We start from the raw sequence: 25,625 nt of genomic DNA on the forward strand, positions 1-25,625 counted from the left end.
TATAAATATTCGTCAGAAAAAGCTTACCAAATCTTGAATATTTCCCTATACTTAGTGCCTTATGCGCTTCGGAACACTAGATGTAGTGTTTGAATCTCGCAATACACCATTGTTTTTTAACGATATTTTGTCCAAATAACTATATAAATGCGGGAGCAACATGACATACGCTAATCCACAAACAGCAGGCCAATCTTCTGGTGCTAGTAATCCAGGAATGAGTCCTGTAGGAGCCATTAATCAAGCTCCTTCTGCTGGCTTTGTAGCTGGTGGTGTTGGTGGTACTCAGTCAATTCAATTGTCTGATTACAAAATTATTCGCCGTAATGGCTCGGTAGTGGCTTTTGAGCCTTCCAAAATTGCCATTGCCGTAACAAAAGCATTTTTAGCGGTAAATGGTGGTCAAGGTGCTGCTTCTGCGCGTGTGCGTGAGCAAGTTGAGCAATTAACCAATTCTGTCATTCGTGCTTTGTTGCGTAGCCGTCCTAATGGCGGTACTTTTCATATCGAAGATATTCAGGACCAAGTTGAGTTGGCATTAATGCGCAGTGGCGAGCACAACGTTGCCCGTGCATATGTGTTGTACCGTGAGAAGCGTAACCAAGAGCGTGCTGCTCAACAGGAAGTTTCACAACAGACACAAAGCGCTAATCAAGTTGGTGAAGCTGGTATCAAAGTAACCGACAATGGTGTTGAGCAGTGGTTGGATATGGGTGCATTGCGCACTGTAATTGAAGCTGCATGTGAAGGCTTGGGCAATCACATTGATGCCACACCAATCATCACTGAAACGATTAAGAATTTGTACGATGGCGTACCAATGGCTCAGGTATATGACTCAGCTATCTTGGCTTCCCGCACATTGATCGAAAAAGATCCTGCATATAGCCAGGTGACAGCACGAATCTTGATGCATGTAATCCGTAAAGAAATTTTAGGCCATGAAGTATTGCAAGGCGATATGCAAGCTGAGTACAGCACTTACTTTGCTAAGTACATCAATGAAGGTATTTCTGCAGAGTTGTTAGATCCACGTATGCGTGAGTTTGATTTGCCAAGGTTGGCTGCTGCTCTCAATGCGAGCCGTGACCTGCAGTTCAATTATCTTGGTTTACAGACTCTGTATGATCGTTATTTCTTGCATATTGAAGACCGTCGTATTGAAATGCCACAAGCATTCTTTATGCGCGTTGCGATGGGCTTATCCTTAAACGAGATGGACCGTGAGCGTCGTGCCATTGAGTTCTATGAAATCCTTTCTACATTTGATTTCATGTCCAGCACTCCAACTTTGTTTAACTCAGCAACAACCCGTCCACAGCTCTCCAGCTGCTACTTGACGACTGTGGATGATGACCTTGATGGCATCTATGAAGCCTTAAAAGAAAATGCTTTGTTGTCTAAATTTGCTGGTGGATTAGGTAATGACTGGACTAACGTTCGCGCCCTAGGTAGTCATATCAAAGGCACCAATGGAAAATCACAAGGTGTCGTGCCATTCCTCAAAGTTGTGAACGACACGGCAGTTGCTGTGAACCAAGGTGGTAAGCGTAAAGGCGCAGTTTGTGCCTACTTGGAAACATGGCACTTAGATATCGAAGAGTTCCTTGAGTTGCGCAAGAACACTGGCGATGATCGCCGCCGCACTCATGATATGAATACCTCTAACTGGATTCCTGACTTGTTCATGAAGCGCGTCATGGAGAATGGTGATTGGACTCTGTTCTCACCTTCTAATACGCCTGATTTACATGACAAGTACGGCAAAGCATTTGAAGAGGCTTATGTTGCTTATGAGCAAAAAGCGGATCGTGGCGAGTTAAAGCCATTCCGTAGAATTCCGGCACAACAGTTGTGGCGCAAGATGTTGGGCATGTTGTTTGAAACTGGCCACCCATGGATCACTTTCAAAGACCCATGCAATATTCGTAGCCCACAACAGCATATTGGCGTTGTTCACTCTTCTAACTTGTGTACTGAGATCACTCTCAATACCAATGAGAGTGAGATCGCTGTATGTAACCTCGGTTCTGTGAACTTAACGGCTCACATGACTACAGATGCTAATGGCAAGATGATTTTGGATCACGAGAAGCTCCAAAAAACTGTGCGTACTGCAATGCGTATGTTAGATAACGTGATTGATATCAACTATTACGCAGTAGCTAAAGCACGCAATTCGAACTTAAAGCACCGTCCAGTTGGTATGGGCATCATGGGCTTCCAGGATTGCTTGCATATGCAGCGTATTCCTTATGCTAGCGATGAGGCAGTCCAGTTCGCAGATTCTTCAATGGAAGCGGTTTGTTACTACGCTTACCAAGCTTCATGCGAATTGGCTGAAGAGCGCGGCGTATACAGCACCTATAAAGGTTCTTTATGGGATCGCGGTATTCTCCCGCAAGATTCAGTAGCAATGCTGGCTGCTGAGCGCGGCGGTTATGTTGAGGTGGATAACTCCTCCCAGATGGATTGGAGTGGTTTACGTGCCCGTATTAACCAGCATGGCATGCGTAATTCCAATTGCGTGGCTATCGCGCCAACAGCAACGATTTCAAACATCATTGGTGTCTCTGCTTGTATCGAGCCAACATTCCAGAATTTGTTTGTGAAATCGAATCTTTCAGGTGAATTCACGGTTGTTAATGAGTACTTGGTACGTGATTTGAAAGATCGCGGTCTATGGGATGAAGTCATGATTGCCGATTTGAAGTACTTTGACGGTACTTTGTCTAAGATCGATCGCATTCCGCAAGATTTGCGTGATTTGTACGCTACCGCTTTCGAAGTTGAGCCAACTTGGTTGGTTGAGGCAGCTTCTCGTCGTCAGAAGTGGATTGACCAAGCGCAGTCTTTGAATATTTATATGGGTGGCGCATCTGGTAAGAAATTGGATGACACTTACAAATTGGCTTGGTTGCGTGGTTTGAAGACTACCTATTACCTCCGCACGATGGCTGCTACTCACGTTGAGAAATCAACCGTTACTAGCGGTCAATTGAACTCAGTTTCTAGTGGTGGTGGTGTTAATGGCACAGATGCTGCAGCTGCAGCAAGTGCTGCTGGTGGCATTGAAGCAGATGGCCCAGTTTGTACTATGCGCCCGGGTGATGATGGCTTTGAAGAATGTGAAGCGTGCCAATAAGCGATTTGCTGATTGGTTAGAACTAAAAGAATTTAGGAGAAAGTTATGTTGAATTGGGAAGAGGAAGTTGCTCCAGCACTAGCAAAAGCTGGTATTGCACCGCAGCCGGTTGCAGTGGAGCCACAACGTCCACAGCCAGATCAAGTGGCACCCACTCCAGTAGCAGCTGCCAATTTATCTGGTGGCGCAGCCCTGCGTGTGAACGCTGCTGATAAGCGTGTCATTAATGCCAAGACTGATGTTAATCAGTTAGTTCCATTTAAATATAAGTGGGCTTGGGAGAAGTATTTAGCTGGCTGCGCAAACCATTGGATGCCGCAAGAGATCAATATGAACCGCGATATCGCGCTTTGGAAAGATCCAAACGGCTTAACTGAAGATGAGCGTCGCATTATTAAACGCAATCTTGGTTTCTTCACCACAGCAGATTCTTTGGCTGCAAACAATATTGTTTTGGGAACTTACCGCCACATTACTGCCCCAGAATGCCGCCAATACCTATTGCGTCAAGCTTTTGAGGAGGCAATTCATACCCACGCCTATCAATATATTGTGGAATCTTTGGGCTTAGATCAGTCCGAAATCTTTAATGCCTACAACGAGATTGAGTCAATTCGTGCCAAAGATCAGTTCTTAATTCCCTTTATCGATGTATTAACTGACCCAAATTTCAAGACTGGCACATTAGAAGCTGATCAAAAATTACTTCGTTCGCTGATTGTTTTTGCTTGCGTAATGGAAGGTTTGTTCTTTTATGTTGGTTTTACGCAAATACTTGCAATGGGTCGCCAAAACAAAATGACGGGCGCTGCTGAGCAGTATCAATACATCCTTCGTGATGAGTCTATGCACTGCAATTTTGGCATCGATTTAATTAATCAAATCAAGCTGGAGAACCCGGAGTTATGGACTTCCGAGTTCAAAGATGAGATCAAAGCGATCTTCGAAAAAGCGGTCGAATTAGAGTACCGTTATGCCGAAGATACGATGCCTCGAGGAGTGCTCGGATTGAACGCGCCGATGTTCAAAGGATACCTAAGATACATCTGTAATCGCAGATGTTTGCAAATAGGACTTGACGCAATGTTCCCAAATGAAGAGAATCCATTTCCATGGATGTCAGAAATGATTGATCTTAAGAAAGAAAGAAACTTTTTTGAGACACGCGTTATTGAGTATCAAACTGGTGGTGCGCTTAGTTGGGAGTAGTAGTAATATATAAGCGTATAGCCGGTTAATAGGAGATTAGACGGTTGGATAGTTTTAAAAGTCAGCAAAACAAGACTCAAATCCGAAAACCCTTGTTCAAGGGTGTCTGGGCTACTCTCTCTATTTTTTCCAGCACATTTAAGAAGCCGTCGTCCTTTGGGACCACGGCTTTTTTTCCAGGATTCATTAGCGTGCAGCACTTAGCATCAAGCCGCGCGCCGATGAATGGCTCGCTCGTCAGATCCAATCGGTTGCAAAACCAGGCGGAAATGAGTGGTCGGGTCTTCTTAATCGGTAGTTTGTACTAATCCTCACGTGAAGGAGCATGACTATGGCAATCGCCAAGAAAAAACCTGCTGCAAAAAAACCAGCTGCTAAGAAAAAAGTAGCTGCTAAGAAACCAGCTGCTAAAAAAGTAGCTAAGAAGAAGCCAGCTGCTAAAAAGCGTCCAGCTGCTAAAAAGCGTCCTGCTGCTAAGAAGCGTCCAGCTGCTAAAAAAGCTGCCGCTAAAAAGCCAGCCGCTAAGAAGCGTCCTGCTGCTAAGAAGCGTCCAGCTGCTAAAAAAGCTGCCGCTAAGAAGCGCGTAGCAAAAAAAAAGTAAGTAAGCCTGCTGCGAAGAAAACGGGCTCTGCTGTAAAAAAGCCCGCGGCTAAGAAAGCTGCACCAGCGACTAGTGCGTTGAATCCAGCTGCTGCTTGGCCCTTCCCAACTGGCACACGTCCTTAATCAGACGGGTGTTACTCAAAGGGGTCTCTCACGAGACCCCTTTTTTATTACCTCTTTTCCCCGAGAGGCTCTAAGTAGCCCAGACTCAGAGGTGGCGTTTAGAGACTAAAACCAAAGGCTGATTTAAATTGATTGCCTATCTCATCTTTACTGAATTGATGATTTTGTGGACCTTGATGGGTAATTTTGATTGATCCCATCAAACTCGCTAAGCGACCAGTAGTTTCCCAATCCATGCCATTTTCTAATCCAAAGAGTAGGCCACCTCGAAATGCATCCCCACAGCCGGTAGGATCAATCACTTTTGCTGCTGGTACTGGCGGAATAGAAATACATTTACCTTCAACGTAAATATCAGCACCTTCAGCACCTTTTGTAACGATCAATGCCTTAACGTGTTCCGCAACTTTAGCAAGGCTTAAGCCAGTTCTTTGGGAAAGCATCTCACCTTCATAGTCATTGACTGCCAAATAACTAGCAATATCAACTAATTCTAGTAATTCAGGGCCATTGAACATTGGCAATCCTTGACCTGGATCGAATACAAATGGAATGCCTGCCTCTGCAAGTTGGTGGCAGTGCTCCCACATTCCTTGACGACCATCAGGTGCAACGATGCCAAACTTGGCGGCGCCTTTTGCGTTTTTGCTACGCTCCGCTACTACTTCAGAGACTTGATTCAGGTGTGACTCATCCATGGCTCCTGGATGAAATGCCGTGATTTGGTTATTTGCTTGATCGGTTGTAATCATGGCTTGCGCTGTAAATGCGTGATTAATTTGACGAATGTGACTCGCATCAATCTTCAGTTGCTTGAGACGATCCATGTAAGGAACTGCATCACCACCAACGGTTGCCATGATGATCGGGTCACCACCCAAAAGATTCAGGTTATAGGCAATATTGCCAGCGCAGCCACCGAATTCTCGACGCATGGTGGGAACTAAAAAAGCCACATTCAGAATATGAATCTGCTCAGGCAAGATTTGATCGGCAAATTTGCCTTCAAAGTTCATGATGGTGTCGTAGGCGATAGAACCGCAAATCAAGCTGGCCATAAATTACTTTCTGTAAGGGGTAGTGGGTTAAAGATTGGATTGGAGAATTATTGAGGATAAAGAATGCGCACGCGATACCCTGCAGTATTTGCTGGCAGAGATACTGACAATTGGGTTTGAAAGACTTCCCCAGAAGGAGCGCCCTTGGTTGAAAAATTGGGGTGCGATTCTTGCCAAGCATTTGGCAACCATTCTTTTGGTGTGAGCTGTATCGATTTCAGTTCAGATTCATCTGCATCTGTAAGTGAAATTTCTAAATTAGGTAATAAAACTGCGATTGCAAGACGATTTTGTATTTCAACTTGGAGTAAAGATTGATTTGGAGCGTTTTTAAGCCCTTCTCGCGCGTTTTCAGGTGTAAGTGTGGCTGAAGTTATTTTCCATGCAGCAAAATCGCTTACAGGGCGATTAATGCAGCCCAGTGCGACACATAATTTTTGATCAACAGTGTTGAGCACTGAAAAAGTACCGACAGCAAGAGCGGAAGATGTTCCATCAATGCGGGGTGCTAATGCCGGTAACAAAGTATTTCTTGAGAGGTGTTCGCCAAAGACTAGTAGCAGCATTAAAAAACTACCCAGCAGAATTAATTTAAGGCTTTTTTTTTGAGGCAGCGTAGAAACTGGCCGCTCCTTACCCTCTGTTAGGGTGCCATGTAAGCAAACCCAGCCTTCACTCTCCTTCCAGACGGATAGTTCGAGCCATTGGCTATAGGTAGCGATGACTTCATCTGCTTGACGTGCGAGCACCCCTGACAAAACAATTTCACCACCAAGGCGTATTTTATTCACGAGGGCAGGCGCAAGTACTTGTAATGGATTAGCCAAAATATTAGCCATCACAATGTCGTATTTGGTTTCAGCGGCCAACTCTGAGGCATCTTCGTTCGGCAATACAAAACGAATCACAGTATTGTTAATCTCAGCATTACTGCGTGCTGCAACCATAGCCTGAGGATCAATATCAGTTCCAACCACAGGCTGAGCACCCAGTTTTGCTGCTGCAATTGCAAGAATTCCGGATCCACAACCGTAATCAAGCAGACTTAGGTTCTGTAAACCGCGATGTTGTTCTAACCAAAGCAGGCATAAGTGAGTGGTGGGATGGCTTCCTGTGCCAAAAGCGAGGCCTGGATCTACCGCTAAACAAATCGCCTTGGGATCAGAGGGTGCTTCGTGCCAAGAAGGCACCACCCAAATACGCTCACCAATTTGAATGGGCGCAAACTGACTTTGGGTTAAGCGAACCCAGTCCTGATCTTCTACAATTTTTTCTTCCGGCGCGGAAAGATGAAATCCTACCTCCTTGAGAGAGGCAAGTAACTCAACTATGAAGTCAGGGCTTCCTGAAGTATCCATTGCAGGATTAAAGAGTGCTGTTACTAAAGAACGCTCCCAAGCCTGAACTTCTGGAGAAAGACCAGGCTCTCCGTAGAGTGGGTTCTCGTCATAGCCTCCAGAAGCAGCATCTTCAACCGTAACCGAGAGCGCACCCAAATCAATCAGTGCATCACCTAAGGGTTCGGCAGTTTCAGCAACTACCGTAAAAACGAGCTCACGATATGACATGAAGAACCCGTATCAATTAGGATTTTCCGCGGCTTGCGGCTTGTTCTTCTAGACGATGTTCCAGGTAGTGAATGCTCGTGCCACCTTCTATGAAGTTAGGATCGAGCATTAACTCACGGTGCAGAGGTACGTTTGTCGTAATTCCGTCAATCACCATTTCAGAGAGGGCAATTTGCATCCGTCGAATCGCTTGTTCACGAGTATTGCCGTAAGAAATCAATTTACCGATCATCGAGTCATAGTTCGAGGGAACCACGTAGCCACTATAGGCGTGAGAATCAACACGTATTCCGGGGCCACCTGGCATGTGGAATGAGCCAATTTTGCCTGGGCTTGGTGTGAACTTAAAAGGATCTTCTGCATTTAAGCGGCACTCAATGGCGTGACCACGAAAGACAATGTCTTTTTGGCGGTAGCTTAATTTGAGACCAGCGGCAATTCGAATTTGTTCTTGAACGATATCGACACCAGTAATCATTTCGGTTACGGGATGCTCAACCTGAACCCGGGTATTCATCTCAATGAAGAAAAATTCATTGTTTTCATAAAGGAACTCAAACGTTCCAGCACCACGATAAGCAATTTTGCGGCAAGCTTCGGCGCAGCGTTCGCCAATCTTAGCAATTAAGCGACGATCTATACCTGGTGCTGGTGCTTCCTCGATGACTTTTTGGTGACGGCGCTGCATTGAGCAATCACGTTCGCCAAGCCAAATAGCATTGCCATGGGTATCAGCCAAAATTTGAATTTCTACGTGGCGTGGCTTTTCTAAAAACTTCTCCATATAGACTTGTGGGTTTCCAAACGCGCGACCTGCTTCTTCTTTGGTCATGTTCACCGCATTGAGAAGGGCAGCTTCGGTATGAACAACGCGCATGCCACGACCACCACCACCACCCGCAGCTTTAATGATTACTGGATAACCAACACGTTTAGCAGTTGCAATAATTTCTTTTGGGTCGTCTGGTAATGCACCTTCAGATCCTGGTACGCAAGGTACTCCCGCTTTAATCATGGCGCGTTTAGCAGAAACTTTGTCACCCATCAAACGAATAGATGCTGCCGTGGGGCCAATGAAGGCAAATCCAGATTTTTCAACGCGTTCAGCAAAGTCAGCGTTTTCAGAAAGGAATCCGTAACCAGGATGAATGGCTTCTGCATCTGTTACTTCAGCTGCAGAAATAATTGCTGGCATATTGAGGTAACTCAATGGTGATGGCGCTGGGCCAATACACACCGCTTCATCCGCTAGCTTTACGTACTTAGCTTCTTTATCAGCAGTCGAGTACACCACGACAGTTTTTATTCCTAACTCGCGGCACGCTCGTTGGATACGGAGAGCAATTTCCCCCCGATTGGCAATCAAAATCTTATCGAACATGTCGGCTTTGAGTTAGGTGGTAGTGGATTGCAAAAACGTGCAGAATAATTAAGCGATGATGAAAAGTGGCTGGTCAAATTCAACGCCTTGACCGTTTTCGCAAAAAATCTGCTTAATCACACCATCTTTTTCAGATTCAATTTCATTGAGTAACTTCATGGCTTCAATGATGCAAAGCGTTTGACCAACCTTCACAATATCACCGACATTTACAAAATTTGGCGACTCAGGATTAGGGGCGCGGTAGAAAGTTCCCACCATTGGTGAGCGAGCAACAAAACCTGTTTCCACTGGCTCTTCGGCAAGGACAGGAGTAATAGGCATAGGCGCAGCTTGCATTACTTGGGCTGACGCCGGATTTGTATTCACCATTTGACCAGCAGGCGACGCTGAACCAGTATTGACAATACGCACACGGTCTTCACCCTCATTTACTTCTAACTCAGAAATGCCTGATTCAGAAACTAGGTCGATCAAGGTTTTTAGTTTTCTCAGATCCATATGAGTACTTCCTCTCTTGTAATTCTATAAATGAAGCTTATTTTTGTAAGCGAGTAATAGCCGCTTGAAGGGCTAATTCATAGCCAATAGCACCCAGACCACAAATCACACCAGTGGCAATGTCTGATAAATAGGAGTGCTTGCGAAATTCTTCGCGCTGATGAATATTAGAAAGATGGATTTCCGTAAATGGAATAGCGACACCAGCTAAAACATCACGTAAGGCTACGCTGGTATGGGTAAATGCTCCTGGGTTGATGATGATGAAATCAACCCCATCCTGTTTGGCCTTTTGAATGCGATCGATTAATTCACCTTCGTGGTTACTTTGGTAGGTATCAAGCTCTACTGAATGGGCTTTTGCAAGCTCACCAAGTTTTTTGTGGATATCTTCTAAAGTTGTTTTTCCATAAACCTCTGGTTCACGGGTGCCCAATAAATTGAGATTTGGGCCCTGAATAACGAGAATTGAAGCTTTTTTCGACATAGTTCCCTAGTTTTAGAGGCAGTTAAGTATCAATTGCTAAATTCGGCTTTTGACTACAAATGCATCCTGGATGAATTTGATAGTTCATTCCATGAGGGGGAAAGTATACCCGCTTAGGGATTTGATAAGGCTAAAAAATACCCATTTTTAGTACTACATATTGAAAATTAAGGGGTTAGAAGGCAGTTTTCCTTGGCAAAAAAGGAAAAAGCCAAGTAATAATAAGAGTATCCAAAATTGCTTATAAAGCTGTTTTAATCGCTTTTCTGAGCTCTTCTTCGCTTATCTTTCCTAATTTACTAAATACCGCTTTGCCTTTGGAATTGATGATGATCGTGTAGGGAAGAGCACCTTGAGTATTTCCCAGCTGTTTGGAAAGGTTGCTGCCCTCAAGTCCACCGATCACAATGGGGTAAGAAACGGAGGTACTTTTAAGAAATTCACGAATATTAGAGGGCGAATCAATGCCAATGCCGACAATTAAGACATTTTGCTGCAAAAAGTCTTTCTGTAACAAGTCTAAAGTAGGCATTTCCTCAACACAAGGGGGACACCAGGAGGCCCAAAAGTTCACTACCAGGATTTTCCCTTGCCAATCTGCAGAATTAACTGATTTACCATCTGGCGTTTGCCAAGAATTAGCAAAAAAAGCTTTTACGGCAGGGTCGCTAGCAAGTCCTACTTTGGAAATCCATTGGGAGCTAAAGACGCCAGCCAAAAGTGCCAAAAGGCTAATTAGGCTGATTATCAGCCACTGTCTTCGGTTCACTGCTACTCCTTCGCTAAAATTCGCAGATGCATATACATATCCTCGGCATTTGCGGCACCTTCATGGGCGGCATTGCCGCAATCGCTCGTCAGGCTGGACATCGCGTTACAGGCTGCGATGCCAACGTGTATCCACCAATGAGTACGCAACTCCAAGTTCAGGGCATTGAACTCATTGAGGGATTTTCTCCTGATCAATTATCCCAGTTTGAGACGATGCCCGATTTATTTGTGATCGGCAATGTGGTTTCTCGTGGCAATCCTTTGATGGAGGCTATTCTCAATCAAGGTCTTCCCTATATTTCTGGTCCGCAATGGTTAGGTGAACAGGTTCTATACGGCAAGCATGTATTAGCAGTTGCAGGCACTCATGGGAAAACAACCACTTCAGCAATGCTCACTTGGATTTTGGAATTCAATGGATACCAGCCCGGCTATTTAATTGGCGGTGTGCCACTCAATTTCACGGTGTCTGCACACTTGGGTGAAGGTAAATATTTTGTGATTGAAGCAGATGAATACGACACTGCTTTTTTTGATAAGCGTAGTAAGTTTGTGCACTACAGACCCCGAACTGCATTACTCAATAATTTAGAGTTTGATCACGCTGATATCTTTGCTGATCTTGCCGCAATTGAAACGCAATTTCACCATTTGGTCCGTACTGTTCCAGGCGATGGTTTATTGGTGGTGAATGGCGAGGAGCCAGCTCTGGAGCGGGTTGTGACGCGCGGAGCTTGGGCTCCTGTAGAGCGCTTTGGGCAAGATTTAAATAACGAATGGTCTCTCATTACGCAAGAGGCTGATGGTTTCATTGTTCGACAGTCTGGCAAAGAAGTGGCTACAGTAAAGTGGGCTCGTGACTCTGGTGTCATGGGTAGACATAATCAGCTAAATGCCTTAGCTGCTATCGCTGCTGCAAATCATATTGGTATATCACCAGAAAAAGCGGCGCATGCTTTAGCGGTGTTTAGAAATGTGAAACGTCGCCTAGAAACGATTGGGGTAGCGAATGACATTACGGTTTATGACGACTTTGCACATCATCCTACTGCCATTACCACCACTCTTGATGGATTGCGTCGTCGTGTAGGCAAGTCTCGTATCTTGGCGGTATTAGAGCCACGCTCCAATACGATGAAATTGGGAGTAATGAAAGCACAACTTCCTGCCAGCCTGGAAGCAGCAGACAACATTTTTGCTTATGGGGCTAGCTCAGGTAAAGAATCTTTGGGCTGGGATTTAGATAAGGTACTGGCGCCCTTAAATAGCCAAAACCTAAGCAGAGCTAAAGCATTTGATGATTTAAATGCTTTAGTAGAGGCTATAGCTCAGGAGGCCAAGCCAGGAGACCATATTTTGGTGATGAGTAATGGTGGCTTTGGTGGGGTGCATCAAAAAATACTGAAAGCCCTTGCGGTATAAATTGCTATTAAGCAATAGATTGCGTAGAAACAGTTAAAACAAGAAAGAAATAAATGGGCAATAGATTAAAAGATCAAGTAGCAATCATTACTGGTGCAGCTAAGGGCATTGGCTTTGCAACGGCGAAGCGTTTCGCAGAAGAGGGTGCGAAGGTCATGATTGCCGACATGAATCTAGAGGCTGTTATAGGCGCTGCTGCACAAATTCCCAATGCTGAGCCCTACGAGATGAATGTTACTAATCGCGCCAGCATTCAGACGGTAGTCGATCAAGTGATGCAAAAACATGGACGTATTGATATCTTGATTAACAATGCCGGTATCACAAAGGATGCACGTCTGATCAAAATGACAGAGGCGCAGTTTGATACCGTGATTGATGTGAATCTCAAGGGGGTGTTTAATTGCACTCAACTGGTTGTTCCGCATATGCTCGAGGCTGGCTCTGGTGCTGTGGTGAACGCATCTAGCGTTGTGGGGATCTATGGAAATTTTGGACAAACCAATTACTCAGCAACCAAATTTGGTGTGATTGGGTTTACGAAAACTTGGGCGCGTGAATTGGGCCCCAAAGGCATTCGGGTGAATGCAGTTTGTCCTGGCTTTATTGCCACAGAGATGGTTAAGGCTATGCCGGAAAATATTTTGCAAGATATTGAGCGACGCAGTTGGCTTGGGCGCTTGGGTACACCAGAAGAAATGGCGAATGTATACTTATTTCTAGCGAGCGATGAAGCAAGTTATGTCAACGGAGTGGCATTGGAAGCGAGTGGCGGGATCTCCCTCTAAGTATGAATCTTTTATTTGAAGAGGGCGGGGATATCAAACTCGCTACTGTGCAGTCTGCTTCGGGTTCTGGTGACACTGAATCTTGGCAGGCAAGTAGTCTGTCAGGAAAGAAAATCAAACTCAAGGCCAAAGAGGTATGGTTACGCTTTGAGAGGCCTGAAGCGCAGACCGTAATGGATGAGGCGCAGATACTCTCTAAAGATGTTGATCTTCAATTGCTTTGGGATTGTGCTCCTGAAGAAGAGTTTAGTTTGGTGGATGTTGCTCATGAGTATTTTGGCGCGCAAGCAAGCATCTCACAGCAAGTTGCCTTGGCGATTGCATTGCAAGGCGCCCCAGTCTTCTTTCGCCGTAAGGGTCGTGGCCGTTTTCAGAGAGCTCCCCTTGAGCAATTGCAGGCAGGTTTAGCAGCTTTAGAGCGTAAACAAAAAGAATTGGATCAACAAAGTGTTTGGCAACAAGAGTTGGTACAAGGTGTTTTTCCAGAAACTCTCAAGTCTTCTGCAAGTCAATTACTCTTTTCTCCTGACAAAAATACTGCTGCCTATAAGGCTTTGATTGCTGCCTGTACCCAGATGGGTGAGTCGCCTGCGCAATTAATGATTCGATGTGGCGCGATTGAATCACCTTTGGCCTATCACCAAGGAATGTTTTTGAAAGCCCATTTTCCGCATGGTGATGCACATCAAGCAAGTATTGGTGTAGATCAGGCAGTCTATGAAGCCGCTATTGCACAGTTACCAATTGCTGACGTTAAGGCATTCTCGATTGACGATGCAGGCACCACCGAGATTGATGATGCTTTGTCAGTGACGGATCTAGAGGGAGGCGCACATCGTATTGGTATTCATATTGCTGCACCGGGTTTAGCGATCACCAAAGATGATCCCTTAGATCAAGTAGCTCGCAATCGTATGTCTACGGTGTACTTTCCTGGTAACAAAATTACGATGTTGCCAGATTCAGTGATTAAGCAATTTTCCTTGGATGAAGGTGCTCCGCGCCCAGCGCTATCAATCTATGTTGATATAGATGCACAGGGTCTCGTAAATCGTGAGTCTTTACAAATGCGAGCGGAGATGGTTCCCATGACTGCCAATTTACGCCTAGAGGATTTAGACCATTTAGTCAGCGAAGATAGCTTGCTTGATGATGGGGCGAGCTATCCAAACCATAAAGAGTTAGCGGTTTTGTGGAAAGCGGCCAAGTTGCTTCATGCTGGCCGTCAAGAGAAACGCATTGCTAATGGACTGCGTGCCGAGCAGCTCGGCGTGCTAGATCCCAATGCTTTGGCAAGAGACTTCTATTTTGAAGTGGATCAGTTAAATGGTGAAGGGCACGTAGAAATTATTCCTCGCCAGCGCGGATCCGTGCTCGATACGATTGTTGCTGAGTGGATGATTTTTTGTAATAGTGCTTCAGGACAGTTACTTGCTGACCATGGCTTGCCTGGGCTCTTTAGAACCCAAAAGGGCTGGGGTCCTTTGCGTACTCGGATGCAAACTACTCCAGGACCCCATGAGGGCCTAGGATTAGATTACTACGCATGGTGCACTTCACCATTGCGACGCTATTCTGACTTGGTGAATCAATGGCAACTACTAGCCTTAGCTCAACATGGTGTGACTGCCAAGATGGTTGCGCCTTTTCCTCCGCGGGATGCAAGTCTGATGGGCATTGCTGCAGATTTTGAGTCTTGTTATCAAGCTTATGGCGAATATCAAGATAGGTTAGAGAAGTACTGGTGCTTACGCTGGATTGCGCAGGAGGGTGGATCAAGAACCGTGAATGTTTGTCACCTCAAAGAGGGTATGTCACGAGTGGAATTGGTGCCCTTGCATATTACTATTCCAGAATTGGCTACCCATCCACGCATGACCCGTGCGCAAGTGGTCATTGCCGATGTAGATTTATTGCAGTTAGGTGCCAGTGTACGGGTATTGGAAATTGAGTCACCAATAAAGATTGCTGAAGAGCTTGCCGAAAACCCAGCTGAAGATGAAAGCCCAGAGTAATCCCACTATCCTCTATCTTCAGAAGGCTTGGCGTCGCCATCCATTTCAATTTGCCCTTTGCGCATCACTGGTAATACATCTTATTTTTTTATCTGTTCGTTGGGGTGCCGGAGAAATACAGAGCCGCCGACTCAATACGCCACTCAGTGTGGTGTTGGTGAATGCGAGTAGTAAGACTCCTCCTGCACAGGCGAATAAATTGGCTCAAGCAGATTTACAGGGTGGCGGAAAAACTGAAAATCAAGATGCTACTGCTTTGCACCGTGCGCGCTTGGGTGCCGAGGCTCGCCTTGAGGTGTTAGAGAAACAGCAAAAACAAATGTTGGTAAAGTTAGACGAGCAGCGTGCACGGTCTAGTGGACGTAAAAGCGGCGATGAGCAAAAAATGAACCCACAACTCAATTCTCTAGAGGCAGAGTTGGCAAAGCGTTTACAGGCAGATAGTCGGGAGCCACGCCGCAAAGTATTAACTGGCGCAAATGCTAAGGCAGTCAGTTTTGCTCACTACTACGATGCTATGCGCCAAAAGATTGAAGCCTACGGAAGTGCATTTTTTCCACGAGCGAATGGACGACCTTTGTATGGCAGCCTCATTATTGTGGTGAGCGTTGATGCCCAAGGCTTCATAACCAGCAATGCTCAAGGTAAGGATGGAATATCGATTGGACGAAGTTCTGGGAATCCTGAGCTTGATCGTCAAGCTTTAGCCATCGTAAGGGCTTCAGCGCCTTTTGGCCCATTCCCCTCGGAAATGCGTAAGCAGATCGATGTCCTAGATTGGGTTTCTACTTTTGAGTTTGGCCGTGACGGCGCTGATCGATTGGAATTACGACGTTAATTTCTATTTAAAAATAGTCCAAGAAATACCTGAAAAATTCGCTTATTCTCTACTCATCATGACATCACCCGCTTCTACTGATTTACATACCGATCCAAGACTATTTGAAGGGATAGATGTGTACGCCGTTACAGGCAATCCGATTTCGCATAGTAAGTCACCCTTAATTCATGCAAAGTTTGCGCAGCAAACCCAACAAGCAATGCACTACGGACGTTTACAGCCCGAGCTAGGTGGCTTTGTAAGAGCAGCGCATGATTTCTTTGTAGCGGGCGGTAAGGGTATGAATGTAACAGTGCCATTTAAGTTAGATGCTAAAGCTTTTTCGGATGTGCTAACTCCTAGAGCGCAACTGGCCGGAGCAGTGAATACTCTATGGATTAGAGATGAGAAGATTTACGGTGATAACACTGATGGTGCTGGATTAGTACGAGATTTGCTAGCACAAGGAATTGCCATTGCAGGTGCTCGCATCTTACTTTTAGGGGCGGGTGGGGCGGCGCGCGGAGTTTTGGCACCTCTGTTAGATCAGTCCCCTAAACATCTCGTCATTGCAAATCGATCTAGCGCAAAAGCTGATGAATTGGTGACTTTAATGACGGATCAAGCCAAAATGAATAACACGATCCTAGAGTCTACAACTCATGAGGGCTTGGAGGATTCAAAAAACACAGCACCCTTTGATTTGGTAATTAATGCAACTGCAGCAGGTTTGGATAATCAATCGCCATTAAGTAATTTGGCAGCAGCGAATGTTTTCGCACCCAGCTCATTTGCTTATGAAATGCTTTATGGCAAAACAAGTAGCTTCATGCAGCAGGCTTTACAAAGAGGCGCGCGAGTCAGTGACGGTCTAGGAATGTTGGTTGAACAAGCAGCTGATGCATTTTTGCTCTGGCGCGGGTCAGACCTGGCTACTTCTATTGATCCACGAGCAGTATTAGCCGAACTCAGAAGTTAAATTTAACGCCCATGCGTTGGTTTACTTATCCAATTAAATGTCTTTTGTGCGGTTTCTTAGCAATGCAAGTGTATTTTGCTATTCAAATTGGCCTTTGGACTACGCTTAACCCCGACAGCACGGCCTTTCAGAGGGCCGAGCGTTGGCGCTTATGTTCATGGCATTGGTCTTGCCCCATTCAGTCTAAGTGGACTCCCTATGACAAAATTTCCGGGAATTTGAAACGGGCAGTCTTAGTGAGTGAAGATGATATCTTTTTTCAGCACAAGGGTGTTCGTGTAGAAGATATGCAAAAGGCATGGGAAAAGAATCAAGAAAAGCGCAGAAAAGGTAATAAAGCGACAACTGTATTACGGGGTGGCTCAACCATTACACAGCAGCTCGCTAAAAACTTATTCCTATCCTCGGAGCAAAATTATTTTCGCAAAGCGCAAGAGCTTGTCATTACTGGTTTATTGGAGGTCACGCTATCTAAGCAGCGCCTATTTGAGATATATCTCAACTCGGTAGAGTGGGGGGAAGGTATCTTTGGTATTGGCGCGGCTTCTGCGCATTACTATGCAACTTCCCCAGGAGCGCTAGATCGAGACCAGTCTGCAGCTTTAGCCTCTGCTTTGCCTGCACCGAAATGTTTTGACAAGCAACAATACTGCCGCAAGGCCAATATTCACTTTCCGACTCGCCAAGAATTTATTTTGGAATATATGGATAGAGTAGCGCTAACACCAACATCCAAGAGTGGCTTGAGTAAATAGCCAATGCGTAATCAGCGTTAACTCTTGGCGTGTTTATTTGGCTACAGCAGCTCTGAGTGCATCTCGAGTATTGAGAGCTACAGTTCTCGCTGCCTGTGCAAAATCACTGCCCGAGCTCGCATACAAAATAGCCCTAGACGAATTAATGATCATTCCAGTACCCGGTTTATTGGCGATGGCGCCTGCTTTAACTGTCGCATCAATAACACCGCCTTGAGCTCCAATACCAGGAATGAGTAATGGCATATCGCCAACTATGGCACGTACTTTTGCAATCTCATCTGGGAATGTGGCGCCAACAACAAGGCCAATTTGACCTGAGCTATTCCATTGCTGTGCCGCCAATTTAGCTACATGGAGATAAAGTGGCTGACCATCAGGGGATACATTTAAAAATTGCAAATCAGAGCCCCCTGGATTGGAGGTTCGACAGAGCACTATTACCCCTTTGCCGGTATGTTTGAGATAAGGCTCTATGGTGTCAAATCCCATATAGGGGCTGACGGTAACAGCATCTGCACCATAGCGCTCAAAGACTTCCATGGCATAGTGGTCAGCAGTACTACCAATATCCCCACGCTTAGAATCCAAAATTACAGGAATATGGGGGTAAGTATCTTTAAGGTGTTTGATGAGTTTTTCTAATTGAGCTTCGGCTCTTTGGGATGCGAAGTAGGCAAACTGTGGCTTGAACGCGCAGACCAAATCTGCCGTAGCATCAGCGATATCTCGGCAGAACTCAAAGATGCTCTCAGGCTTGCCTTGTAAGGACTGGGGTAAACGCTTTGGGTCGGGGTCAAAACCAACACACAGCATGCTGCCTTGAGAAGCCCATGCAGACTGGAGTTGCTGGTTAAAGGTATTTGAGCTTGAGTTCATTGAATTTCGCTTATTTTAGTGAAAGTGTCATCTGCTATAGGATAAACTAGCGCACATTCCTTAGGAGTTCACCATGATCAACTTGTTCGTCCTGCAAAATGGCCGCCTCTCTCAAGAGCAAGTCGAAGATCGCAATGAATTATTGCAGTATGCCAATCCTATCTGGATCGACGTTGTTGATCCAGAAGAGGATGAACTCATTTGGATTAAAGAGGCTTTTGGAGTCCTTTTGCCCGAATTAGATGATTTGGGTGACCTAGAGGCATCTGCTCGATATTTTGAAGCTGATGATGGTCATCTTCATATTCGCACCGATTTCTTGTTAGATGAAGAAGAAACTTCTCGTAACGTTCGAGTGGCATTTGTCCTCACAAAACAAGTCTTATTCTCAATTCATGATGAAGACCTTCCAGTGTTCCGTCTAGTACGTTTACGTGCACGCTTACGTCCAGGTTCGGTAAGTAACGCAAAAGATGTTTTGCTTGATCTCTACTCAACAGATGCCGAGTACTCTGCTGATGCGCTTGAAGAAGTTTATGAAAATCTCGAACGTGCAGGTAAGCGCGTTCTGTCAGATGATATTAATGATGCAGATGCTGCTGAAGTTTTAGAAACGATTGCAACAGAAGAAGATACCAACGGACGTATTCGTCGCAATGTGATGGATACCCGTAGAGCTCTGTCTTTCCTCATGCGTAGCAAGTTATTGTCAGACGAGCAGCAAGAAGAAGCCCGTCAAATTTTGCGTGATATCGATTCTTTAGAAAACCATACCGCATTCCTATTCGATAAGATTAACTTCTTGATGGATGCCACAGTAGGTTTCATTAACTTGAACCAATCTAAGATCATCAAGATCTTCTCGGTGGTATCGGTTGCCTTAATGCCACCTACATTGCTTGCTAGCATTTGGGGCATGAACTATAGATACATGCCAGAGCTGGATGAAACTTGGGGTTACCCAATGGCTATTGCTGCCATGATTGTTTCCGCGATCATTCCACTTTTTTACTTCCACAGCAAAGGCTGGATGAAGTAATTAACGTAATGTCATTCAGGGTTTGTAGATTTCAGTAAAGCCAATAGTTCTGCTAAGGCAAAAAGAGTTGCTTGTTGGCGTACTGCTTGCCTATCGCCCGTAAAGAGCTTGGTCTTACAAGTAGTCGTCACAGTACCCTGACTCTGGATAGCCCATCCAAAGCAAACGGTTCCCACTGGCTTTTCAATCGATCCACCCGAGGGTCCTGCAATGCCTGTAATAGAGATTGCCGCTTTGACCTTAGCATAGCGCTGCGCACCTTCAGCCATGGCTTTTGCAACAGGTTCACTAACCGCACCATAAGACTCAATGAGCTCCGATGGGACTCCTAGACACTCGGTCTTCGCTTGATTGCTATAGGTAATATAGCCCCGTTCAAACCAGTTGCTTGAGCCTGCTAACTCTGTCAATGTTGCAGATACGAGTCCACCAGTGCAAGACTCTGCGAGAGCCACTTTCCAGCCCTGAGAATTTAAAAGGCTCGCCAGTTCTTCGGCGGTTTGGAGTGTATTCACATTTTTCCTAGCGCATCAATACTTGTAGTAATGCCATGATCAGGAGCGTGAAGAAGGCAGCAGCAAGATCATCAACCATGATGCCAAATCCCCTCCAAATAATTTGCGTGATGCTGGAAGGTGAGTTATCTCCCTCAATATTTTTAAAGTAGCGATCAATCATGCCAATAGGGCCTGGCTTGACTGCATCAAAAAATCGAAAGATTGCAAAAGCACCTGCTTGCATCCAAATATTGGTGGGCATAATCAATATAAGCACCAACCAAAAAGCAATGATTTCATCCCAAACAATGCCACCAAAATCTTTCTTACCTAACTCTTCGCTAGCATGACCACATACCCAGCAGCCCAATAAAATGCCGCCCCCAATGATCCATAAAAAATCCTCTGTTGAGAGAAAGTATTCTCCAAGCAAAAATGCTGCCCAAGCCCAGAGGGTGCCAGCAGTACCAGGCGCTATAGGGCTAAGACCACTTCCAAAGCCAAAGGCTAGCGTACGGCCAGCAGTTTGGAAAACCCATTTAAAAGAAGGTTTTGCTGGCGAGGAATGTATTACTTGATTCATGATGCAAAGTGATCGAATGACTTCAATAATATTTTTGTATCGGAATCACTCATCCTTTTTCCATCAGCAGAAACTAATACGATACTTGCTTCGGTATTTTTCATTACCGTAATTTGACCAATTCGAGTAAATGGTAAGTGCAGTGTACTGCTGAGTTTTTCAATTACATTGCGCTGATCGCTTGGGGCGATAAAACAAATTTCATAATCATCACCGCCACACGCGGCAAATTCATTTTGTAGCGCCTCACTTTGCTTTCGCAAAATTGCTGATTTGGGAAGTAGATCTAAAAATATTTGCGCATCTACTTGAGATTCCTTGAGGATATGTTTTAGATCCCCGAGTAATCCATCTGAGATATCTAATGCAGCAGAGGCAATCCCTCTGAGTTGGATGCCCAACTCCACTCGAGGTGTGGGTTGATGCATACGATGCTCAATCTGCTTTAAATCTAAGTCAGGCAGTAAAACTTCATGACGCAGCGCAGCAAGTGTGAGTCTCGCATCTCCCAGTTCACCTGAAACCCAAATATCTTCCCCAACTTTTGCCCCTTTTCGTTGAATGGCTTTTCCAATGGGAATGCTGCCAAATGCCGTAATACAAATATTTAGTGGGCCTGCAGTGGTATCTCCCCCGATTAATGAGCATGAATACTCATTCGCCATGGAAAACAAGCCCTTGCTAAACCCTTCAAGCCATGCAGAATCTACTTTGGGAAGTGCCAGCGCCAAGGTAAATCCCAGAGGGTTTGCGCCCATGGCTGCAAGGTCAGAAAGGTTCACTGCCAAGGCTTTGCGGCCTAATAGCTCAGGGTTGGCTCCAGACAAAAAGTGTCTACCCTCTACCAACATATCTGAAGTGATGGCGATTTCTTGGCCGGCAGTAGGGCGCAGTAGGGCGCAGTCATCGCCAATGCCAAGCGCAATGCTCGAGTTTGATTTCAAAGCCTGAGCCCCTGTTTTAAAAAAACGTTGGATCAGGTCAAATTCACCAAGTGGGTCAGATGGAGAATGCATGCCTTATTTTAGGCTGTTGGCAGGCAGACATCTAGGAGGAATAGAATTGAACTCTCCAATACGCCTATTCCCAAGAGTTAGTTGATGAGCAAAGAAAATAATAAAGACCAACAAATTGCAGACCTTAGAGAGGCTGCATTGCATTATCACGAGTTTCCGACTCCAGGAAAGATTGAGATTGCCCCAACTAAGCAACTTACCAATCAACGCGATTTAGCTCTGGCATACACCCCTGGTGTTGCTGCACCATGCGAGGAAATTGTTAAAGATCCAGCCAATGCATTTAAGTACACCGCGCGTGGAAACTTGGTTGGAGTGATTACTAACGGTACAGCGGTTTTGGGGTTGGGAAATATTGGACCATTGGCAAGTAAGCCAGTGATGGAAGGTAAAGCTGTACTCTTTAAGAAATTTGCAGGCATTGATGTATTTGATATTGAAATCAATGAGAATGATCCAGACAAGTTAGTTGAAATCATTGCGGCATTAGAGCCGACCTTCGGCGGCATTAATTTGGAAGATATCAAAGCACCAGATTGCTTTGTAGTTGAGCGCAAATTGCAAGCGCGTATGAAGATTCCTGTCTTTCATGATGATCAGCATGGAACTGCGATTGTGGTTGCAGCTGCAATTTTGAACGGCTTAAAGGTTGTTGGCAAAGACGCAGCTAATGTGAAGTTGGTGACATCTGGCGCTGGAGCAGCGGCCCTAGCGTGCTTAGACCTTTTGGTTGATTTAGGTATTACACGTAAAAATATTTGGGTAACCGATCTTGCTGGTGTTGCTTACAAAGGTCGGAAAGAATTAATGGATCCTGAGAAGGAGCCGTTTTGCCAAGAAACAGAGTTAAGAACCTTAGACCAAGCAATTGAGGGCGCAGATATTTTCTTAGGTCTATCCGCTGGTGGAGTACTTAAGCCTGAGATGGTAAAGAAGATGGCAGATATGCCTTTAGTATTTGCCTTAGCAAATCCTACGCCAGAAATCTTGCCTGAAGAAGTCAAGATAGTTCGCCCAGATGCAGTGATGGCAACAGGACGTACTGATTATCCGAACCAGGTCAATAATGTTTTGTGTTTTCCATTTATCTTCCGGGGTGCTTTAGATGTTGGTGCAACAACCATTACCCGTGGCATGGAAGTGGCTGCCGTTAAGGCGGTTGCTGAGTTAGCTCAAGCTGAGCAAAGCGAAGTGGTTACCTCCGTTTATGGTATCGAGAATCTTGCTTTTGGTCCCGAATATTTAATTCCGAAGCCATTTGATCCACGCTTAATTACCGTAATTGCTCCTGCGGTTGCAAAGGCGGCCATGGATGATGGTGTTGCTTTGCGACCGATCAAAGATTTTGATGCGTATCGCAATCAGCTTCAACAATTTGTGTACCACTCTGGCACCTTGATGAAGCCGCTCTTTAGTATTGCGAAGCGTGTACCAGCCAATCAAAAACGCATTGTCTTCCCAGAAGGCGAAGATGAGCGCGTATTGCGCGCAGTCCAAATCATTATTGATGAGCACCTAGCGACTCCTATTTTGATTGGTCGTCCCGCGGTGATTGAGCATCGAATTGAGAAGTTTGGTCTGCGCATGAAGGCGGGCGATGATTTTGAAATAGTCAATCCAGAAAATGATTCCCGTTTCCGTGACTTCTGGCAAACCTACTTAGGTATGACTGAGCGCAAGGGGGTGACTGAGTCATTTGCCAAGCTAGAAATGCGTCGTCGCAATACTTTAATTGGTTCCCTCTTGATTATTAAGGGAATGGCAGATGGCATGATTTGTGGAACCGTGAGCAATTCTGCTACCCATCTGAAATACATTGACGAGGTAGTGGGTCATGAGCCAGGTGCAAATGTTTATGGTGCAATGTCTGGTTTGATTCTCCCAGGTCGCCAAGTATTTTTGGTAGATACGCACATTAATATAGATCCAACAGCTGCAGAGTTAGCCGAGTTAACTTTGATGGCTGCTAGCGAAATGCGTAAGTTAGGATTAGTACCAAAAGTTGCACTCCTCTCGCATTCCAATTTCGGCTCAAGCAATGCACCTTCAGCAATCAAGATGCGTGAAGTATTGGCATTGCTTCAGAAGATTGCCCCTGACCTAGAGGTTGACGGTGAGATGCATGGTGATAGCGCCTTAGATGCGTCAATTCGTGAAGGTGCTGTGACTAGTTCATCATTAAAAGGTGATGCAAATCTCCTAGTTATGCCTAATATTGATGCCGCCAATATTTCTTACAACTTATTAAAAACAGCTGCAGGAAATGGTATTGCTATAGGACCATTGTTATTGGGCGTGGCTAAGCCAATTCATATTTTGACCCCAGCAGCGACAGTTCGCCGGATTGTGAATGTGACTACTTTGGCAGTGGTTGAGGCCGCCAGCAATGCCAGAGGGATCTCCTAGGCGCTGATAATATATGTAAGTAAGTGCGTGCTTACATATATTTTTCCTATATAAATCAAAGATTTATATAAAATTCACTGTATTTGGGCTTGATTTGATTGCGGGTTAAGGGTAATCTAGCATCCATCATGAATAATCGCTCTGAAAACAGCAATACAGCCAGCTTTGAAGAAAATAGCCGTGCTGAAAGTTGGGATAGTAATGATCGCCTTGAAACCGAATCTTCGGCTGCCAATATTTATGCACATGGCGGTTTATCTCGTTTACAAACATATGCAGCAAATCAAGTTTCGGGGAAAAAAGTGACAGCTTCTTGGCGTGCCGCCTTGGCCGTTCGCGATGCCGGACCGCCGGCAATGTTGCGCAGTGTGCGTCCTAATATCGTCCAATCTATACGCGCTTTCCGCACGCCTGATTTACAAGAGGCTGCTATTGAGCTTGGGCAACATTTCATTTATGCCAATTGTGCAAATGCAATGACAAAAGGCGAGGTTTTAGAGTCGATCGCGATCGCATACTCATTTACCAAACAACAAGCAAAGAACTTTGATCCTTTGTTAGATGCTCTGACTACAACGATAGACAAGTCTGGTCCTCAACCTGGTTTCGTAGTAGTGCTTGAAGGATTGCCTTGCACTCAGAAATTTGACAAAGAGGCACGCGAAACACTTTTAGATGTGTTCCGTGATGCAGTGGATTTCTGGGCTGAGCGTCGCACACCGTATCGCGTTTTCTATTCCTTCGCTTAACCCTCAAGCCCTTTAGAAAACAGCATGAATCGCCTCTATCTGAGGCGATTTTGCATTTCAGGATTCCATATGCTGTGGACGGCTGTAATGGCCACTACGCCCGCTGTTTCAGTACGCAACACTCTCTCGCCTAGAGAAACGATTTGGTAGCCTGCACTCTGTGCCAAAGCCTCTTCTTCGGGCGAATGTCCACCCTCAGGCCCAATCATGAGTACGATATCTTGCGGTGAATTTTCAGCCAATACGGAATACATACTTTTAGTTGCATCTGGACTCAATAGCAGTTTTAGTTTTGGCTTAGGACTTGCTTTCAAATAGGCGTCAAAAGTTTGTATGGGTTCTAGCCTGGTAAAAACTGTACGGTCACATTGTTCACATGCAGCCTGAATGATTCCATTCCAGTGGGCAAGTCGTTTTAGGGCGCGCTCCTCATCGCTAGAACGAGTGAGTTTGATCACTGAGCGCTCGCACTGAAGGGGCACTATGATTTGAGCCCCGGTTTCCACTGCTTTTTCCACAATCCAATCCATTTTGTCTCCACCAGCAAGTCCTTGAGCCAAAGTAATGGCATAAGGAGTCTCACGATGGGTATCGATTCGGATGTTACTAAGCTGTGCTTGTCCGGTTTTTCCAGTCAAAGAGAGGAGTGTGGCATGAGCAATCTGACCATTTCCATCAAATATTGGGAAGGTTTCCCCGATCTGGATCCGCCGGACTCGCAAATGGTGAGCGAGCTCTGGAGTAAGGATATTTGGCTTTTGGGAATCCCATGGCCCGGGAAGATAAAATTGAGGCATTACTGAAATATAGCCAATTTATTTTCCTCGAGAC

23 protein-coding genes and 1 pseudogene are annotated in these 25,625 nt (G+C 45.3%); 12 read left to right on the plus strand and 12 right to left on the minus strand.

Annotated features, from left to right (window positions below; translation table 11 throughout):
- Positions 1 to 160: 160 nt before the first annotated feature.
- The 3 genes from ICN38_RS02440 to ICN38_RS02450 all read left to right on the plus strand — a co-directional run bounded on the left by ICN38_RS02440 (position 161) and on the right by ICN38_RS02450 (position 4,955).
- Complete coding sequence (locus ICN38_RS02440) at positions 161 to 3,145, plus strand: ribonucleoside-diphosphate reductase subunit alpha (protein ID WP_216254604.1); 2,985 nt, start codon at positions 161 to 163, stop codon at positions 3,143 to 3,145.
- A 45-nt stretch (positions 3,146 to 3,190) separates the two neighbouring features.
- On the plus strand, positions 3,191 to 4,354 hold the full coding sequence (locus ICN38_RS02445; protein WP_216254607.1) for a ribonucleotide-diphosphate reductase subunit beta: 1,164 nt from the start codon (positions 3,191 to 3,193) through the stop codon (positions 4,352 to 4,354).
- A 331-nt stretch (positions 4,355 to 4,685) separates the two neighbouring features.
- Positions 4,686 to 4,955 (plus strand): hypothetical protein, encoded by a 270-nt coding sequence (locus ICN38_RS02450; RefSeq protein WP_255562700.1) that lies wholly within the window; start codon positions 4,686 to 4,688, stop codon positions 4,953 to 4,955.
- Between the two features lie 223 nt (positions 4,956 to 5,178).
- On the opposite strand, the gene ICN38_RS02455 is transcribed toward ICN38_RS02450, so the two are convergent.
- The 7 genes and pseudogenes from ICN38_RS02455 to ICN38_RS02480 form a co-directional block, all read right to left on the minus strand.
- The gene (locus ICN38_RS02455; protein WP_216254610.1) at positions 5,179 to 6,138 is read right to left on the minus strand and encodes a carbohydrate kinase family protein; all 960 of its coding nucleotides are present in this window, start codon (positions 6,136 to 6,138) and stop codon (positions 5,179 to 5,181) included.
- Positions 6,139 to 6,185: 47 nt separating this feature from the next.
- Entirely contained in the window at positions 6,186 to 6,704 is a 519-nt protein-coding gene (locus tag ICN38_RS11515) for a DUF3426 domain-containing protein (RefSeq protein WP_255562694.1), read from the minus strand.
- Between the two features lie 72 nt (positions 6,705 to 6,776).
- Positions 6,777 to 7,706: pseudogene (prmA, locus tag ICN38_RS11520) on the minus strand (50S ribosomal protein L11 methyltransferase); the annotation flags it as partial.
- A 16-nt stretch (positions 7,707 to 7,722) separates the two neighbouring features.
- A complete protein-coding gene (gene accC / locus ICN38_RS02465; protein ID WP_216254616.1) occupies positions 7,723 to 9,087 on the minus strand; it encodes an acetyl-CoA carboxylase biotin carboxylase subunit in 1,365 nt (454 codons plus the stop codon).
- A 48-nt stretch (positions 9,088 to 9,135) separates the two neighbouring features.
- The gene (gene accB / locus ICN38_RS02470; RefSeq protein WP_216254620.1) at positions 9,136 to 9,588 is read right to left on the minus strand and encodes an acetyl-CoA carboxylase biotin carboxyl carrier protein; all 453 of its coding nucleotides are present in this window, start codon (positions 9,586 to 9,588) and stop codon (positions 9,136 to 9,138) included.
- A 37-nt stretch (positions 9,589 to 9,625) separates the two neighbouring features.
- Positions 9,626 to 10,075 (minus strand): type II 3-dehydroquinate dehydratase, encoded by a 450-nt coding sequence (gene aroQ, locus ICN38_RS02475; protein ID WP_216254623.1) that lies wholly within the window; start codon positions 10,073 to 10,075, stop codon positions 9,626 to 9,628.
- A 241-nt stretch (positions 10,076 to 10,316) separates the two neighbouring features.
- Positions 10,317 to 10,844, minus strand: a complete 528-nt coding sequence (locus ICN38_RS02480; protein ID WP_216254626.1) for a redoxin family protein — start codon at positions 10,842 to 10,844, stop codon at positions 10,317 to 10,319.
- A gap of 26 nt (positions 10,845 to 10,870) precedes the next feature.
- On the opposite strand from ICN38_RS02480, the gene mpl reads away from it, so the two are divergent.
- Genes mpl through mtgA form a run of 6 tightly spaced genes read left to right on the plus strand, consistent with a single transcriptional unit; the run spans position 10,871 to position 17,625 of the window.
- Entirely contained in the window at positions 10,871 to 12,268 is a 1,398-nt protein-coding gene (mpl, locus tag ICN38_RS02485) for a UDP-N-acetylmuramate:L-alanyl-gamma-D-glutamyl-meso-diaminopimelate ligase (RefSeq protein WP_216254629.1), read from the plus strand.
- 53 nt (positions 12,269 to 12,321) lie between these two features.
- Positions 12,322 to 13,056 carry a 3-oxoacyl-ACP reductase FabG gene (gene fabG, locus ICN38_RS02490; RefSeq protein ID WP_216254632.1) on the plus strand — a complete coding sequence of 245 codons (735 nt, stop codon included), beginning with the start codon at positions 12,322 to 12,324 and terminating at the stop codon, positions 13,054 to 13,056.
- Between the two features lie 2 nt (positions 13,057 to 13,058).
- Positions 13,059 to 15,071 (plus strand): ribonuclease catalytic domain-containing protein, encoded by a 2,013-nt coding sequence (locus tag ICN38_RS02495; protein WP_216254635.1) that lies wholly within the window; start codon positions 13,059 to 13,061, stop codon positions 15,069 to 15,071.
- A complete protein-coding gene (locus ICN38_RS02500; protein ID WP_216254638.1) occupies positions 15,055 to 15,909 on the plus strand; it encodes an energy transducer TonB in 855 nt (284 codons plus the stop codon). Before ICN38_RS02495 ends, ICN38_RS02500 begins: the two co-directional genes overlap by 17 nt.
- A 58-nt stretch (positions 15,910 to 15,967) precedes the next feature.
- Positions 15,968 to 16,870: a shikimate dehydrogenase gene (gene aroE, locus ICN38_RS02505; RefSeq protein ID WP_216254641.1), complete on the plus strand. Its 903-nt coding sequence runs from the start codon at positions 15,968 to 15,970 to the stop codon at positions 16,868 to 16,870.
- Positions 16,871 to 16,881: 11 nt separating this feature from the next.
- The gene (mtgA, locus tag ICN38_RS02510) at positions 16,882 to 17,625 is read left to right on the plus strand and encodes a monofunctional biosynthetic peptidoglycan transglycosylase (RefSeq protein ID WP_216254644.1); all 744 of its coding nucleotides are present in this window, start codon (positions 16,882 to 16,884) and stop codon (positions 17,623 to 17,625) included.
- Positions 17,626 to 17,658: 33 nt separating this feature from the next.
- On the opposite strand, the gene pyrF is transcribed toward mtgA, so the two are convergent.
- Complete coding sequence (gene pyrF / locus ICN38_RS02515) at positions 17,659 to 18,504, minus strand: orotidine-5'-phosphate decarboxylase (RefSeq protein ID WP_216254647.1); 846 nt, start codon at positions 18,502 to 18,504, stop codon at positions 17,659 to 17,661.
- A gap of 73 nt (positions 18,505 to 18,577) precedes the next feature.
- On the opposite strand from pyrF, the gene corA reads away from it, so the two are divergent.
- Positions 18,578 to 19,543 (plus strand): magnesium/cobalt transporter CorA, encoded by a 966-nt coding sequence (corA, locus tag ICN38_RS02520; protein WP_216254650.1) that lies wholly within the window; start codon positions 18,578 to 18,580, stop codon positions 19,541 to 19,543.
- 11 nt (positions 19,544 to 19,554) lie between these two features.
- Here the strand turns inward: corA and ICN38_RS02525 are convergent, their stop codons facing one another.
- The 3 genes from ICN38_RS02525 to thiL are packed head-to-tail and all read right to left on the minus strand — an operon-like array spanning position 19,555 to position 21,639.
- Positions 19,555 to 20,058: a nicotinamide-nucleotide amidohydrolase family protein gene (locus tag ICN38_RS02525; protein ID WP_216254652.1), complete on the minus strand. Its 504-nt coding sequence runs from the start codon at positions 20,056 to 20,058 to the stop codon at positions 19,555 to 19,557.
- 7 nt (positions 20,059 to 20,065) lie between these two features.
- A complete protein-coding gene (locus ICN38_RS02530; protein ID WP_216254655.1) occupies positions 20,066 to 20,623 on the minus strand; it encodes a phosphatidylglycerophosphatase A in 558 nt (185 codons plus the stop codon).
- Positions 20,620 to 21,639 carry a thiamine-phosphate kinase gene (gene thiL / locus ICN38_RS02535; RefSeq protein WP_216254658.1) on the minus strand — a complete coding sequence of 340 codons (1,020 nt, stop codon included), beginning with the start codon at positions 21,637 to 21,639 and terminating at the stop codon, positions 20,620 to 20,622. The genes ICN38_RS02530 and thiL overlap by 4 nt, the downstream gene beginning before the upstream one ends.
- Before the next feature lie 84 nt (positions 21,640 to 21,723).
- On the opposite strand from thiL, the gene ICN38_RS02540 reads away from it, so the two are divergent.
- Together ICN38_RS02540 and ICN38_RS02545 are read left to right on the plus strand one after the other, a co-directional pair.
- Positions 21,724 to 24,045 (plus strand): NADP-dependent malic enzyme, encoded by a 2,322-nt coding sequence (locus ICN38_RS02540; RefSeq protein WP_216254661.1) that lies wholly within the window; start codon positions 21,724 to 21,726, stop codon positions 24,043 to 24,045.
- 128 nt (positions 24,046 to 24,173) lie between these two features.
- Positions 24,174 to 24,794 carry a barstar family protein gene (locus tag ICN38_RS02545; protein WP_216254663.1) on the plus strand — a complete coding sequence of 207 codons (621 nt, stop codon included), beginning with the start codon at positions 24,174 to 24,176 and terminating at the stop codon, positions 24,792 to 24,794.
- A gap of 35 nt (positions 24,795 to 24,829) precedes the next feature.
- Here ICN38_RS02545 and ICN38_RS02550 read toward each other — a convergent pair whose 3' ends face one another.
- On the minus strand, positions 24,830 to 25,591 hold the full coding sequence (locus ICN38_RS02550; RefSeq protein ID WP_216254665.1) for a 16S rRNA (uracil(1498)-N(3))-methyltransferase: 762 nt from the start codon (positions 25,589 to 25,591) through the stop codon (positions 24,830 to 24,832).
- Positions 25,592 to 25,625: the final 34 nt, after the last annotated feature.

Origin of the sequence: Polynucleobacter sp. AP-Melu-500A-A1 (genome assembly GCF_018882125.1) — a bacterium.
In the GTDB taxonomy this organism is placed as follows: domain Bacteria; phylum Pseudomonadota; class Gammaproteobacteria; order Burkholderiales; family Burkholderiaceae; genus Polynucleobacter.

What these genes read in the sequence shown, in the direction of transcription:
- fabG (WP_216254632.1), top strand. Translation starts at nt 12,322, where the DNA reads ATGGGCAATAGATTAAAAGATCAAGTAGCAATCATTACTGGTGCAGCT.
- ICN38_RS02500 (WP_216254638.1), top strand. Translation starts at nt 15,055, where the DNA reads ATGAAAGCCCAGAGTAATCCCACTATCCTCTATCTTCAGAAGGCTTGG.
- ICN38_RS02440 (WP_216254604.1), top strand. Translation starts at nt 161, where the DNA reads ATGACATACGCTAATCCACAAACAGCAGGCCAATCTTCTGGTGCTAGT.
- aroE (WP_216254641.1), top strand. Translation starts at nt 15,968, where the DNA reads ATGACATCACCCGCTTCTACTGATTTACATACCGATCCAAGACTATTT.
- mpl (WP_216254629.1), top strand. Translation starts at nt 10,871, where the DNA reads ATGCATATACATATCCTCGGCATTTGCGGCACCTTCATGGGCGGCATT.
- ICN38_RS02540 (WP_216254661.1), top strand. Translation starts at nt 21,724, where the DNA reads ATGAGCAAAGAAAATAATAAAGACCAACAAATTGCAGACCTTAGAGAG.
- ICN38_RS11515 (WP_255562694.1), bottom strand. Translation starts at nt 6,704, where the DNA reads ATGCTGCTACTAGTCTTTGGCGAACACCTCTCAAGAAATACTTTGTTA.
- ICN38_RS02530 (WP_216254655.1), bottom strand. Translation starts at nt 20,623, where the DNA reads ATGAATCAAGTAATACATTCCTCGCCAGCAAAACCTTCTTTTAAATGG.
- accB (WP_216254620.1), bottom strand. Translation starts at nt 9,588, where the DNA reads ATGGATCTGAGAAAACTAAAAACCTTGATCGACCTAGTTTCTGAATCA.
- ICN38_RS02450 (WP_255562700.1), top strand. Translation starts at nt 4,686, where the DNA reads ATGGCAATCGCCAAGAAAAAACCTGCTGCAAAAAAACCAGCTGCTAAG.
- pyrF (WP_216254647.1), bottom strand. Translation starts at nt 18,504, where the DNA reads ATGAACTCAAGCTCAAATACCTTTAACCAGCAACTCCAGTCTGCATGG.
- thiL (WP_216254658.1), bottom strand. Translation starts at nt 21,639, where the DNA reads ATGCATTCTCCATCTGACCCACTTGGTGAATTTGACCTGATCCAACGT.
- accC (WP_216254616.1), bottom strand. Translation starts at nt 9,087, where the DNA reads ATGTTCGATAAGATTTTGATTGCCAATCGGGGGGAAATTGCTCTCCGT.
- ICN38_RS02545 (WP_216254663.1), top strand. Translation starts at nt 24,174, where the DNA reads ATGAATAATCGCTCTGAAAACAGCAATACAGCCAGCTTTGAAGAAAAT.
- ICN38_RS02495 (WP_216254635.1), top strand. Translation starts at nt 13,059, where the DNA reads ATGAATCTTTTATTTGAAGAGGGCGGGGATATCAAACTCGCTACTGTG.
- mtgA (WP_216254644.1), top strand. Translation starts at nt 16,882, where the DNA reads ATGCGTTGGTTTACTTATCCAATTAAATGTCTTTTGTGCGGTTTCTTA.
- ICN38_RS02550 (WP_216254665.1), bottom strand. Translation starts at nt 25,591, where the DNA reads ATGCCTCAATTTTATCTTCCCGGGCCATGGGATTCCCAAAAGCCAAAT.
- aroQ (WP_216254623.1), bottom strand. Translation starts at nt 10,075, where the DNA reads ATGTCGAAAAAAGCTTCAATTCTCGTTATTCAGGGCCCAAATCTCAAT.
- ICN38_RS02445 (WP_216254607.1), top strand. Translation starts at nt 3,191, where the DNA reads ATGTTGAATTGGGAAGAGGAAGTTGCTCCAGCACTAGCAAAAGCTGGT.
- ICN38_RS02455 (WP_216254610.1), bottom strand. Translation starts at nt 6,138, where the DNA reads ATGGCCAGCTTGATTTGCGGTTCTATCGCCTACGACACCATCATGAAC.
- corA (WP_216254650.1), top strand. Translation starts at nt 18,578, where the DNA reads ATGATCAACTTGTTCGTCCTGCAAAATGGCCGCCTCTCTCAAGAGCAA.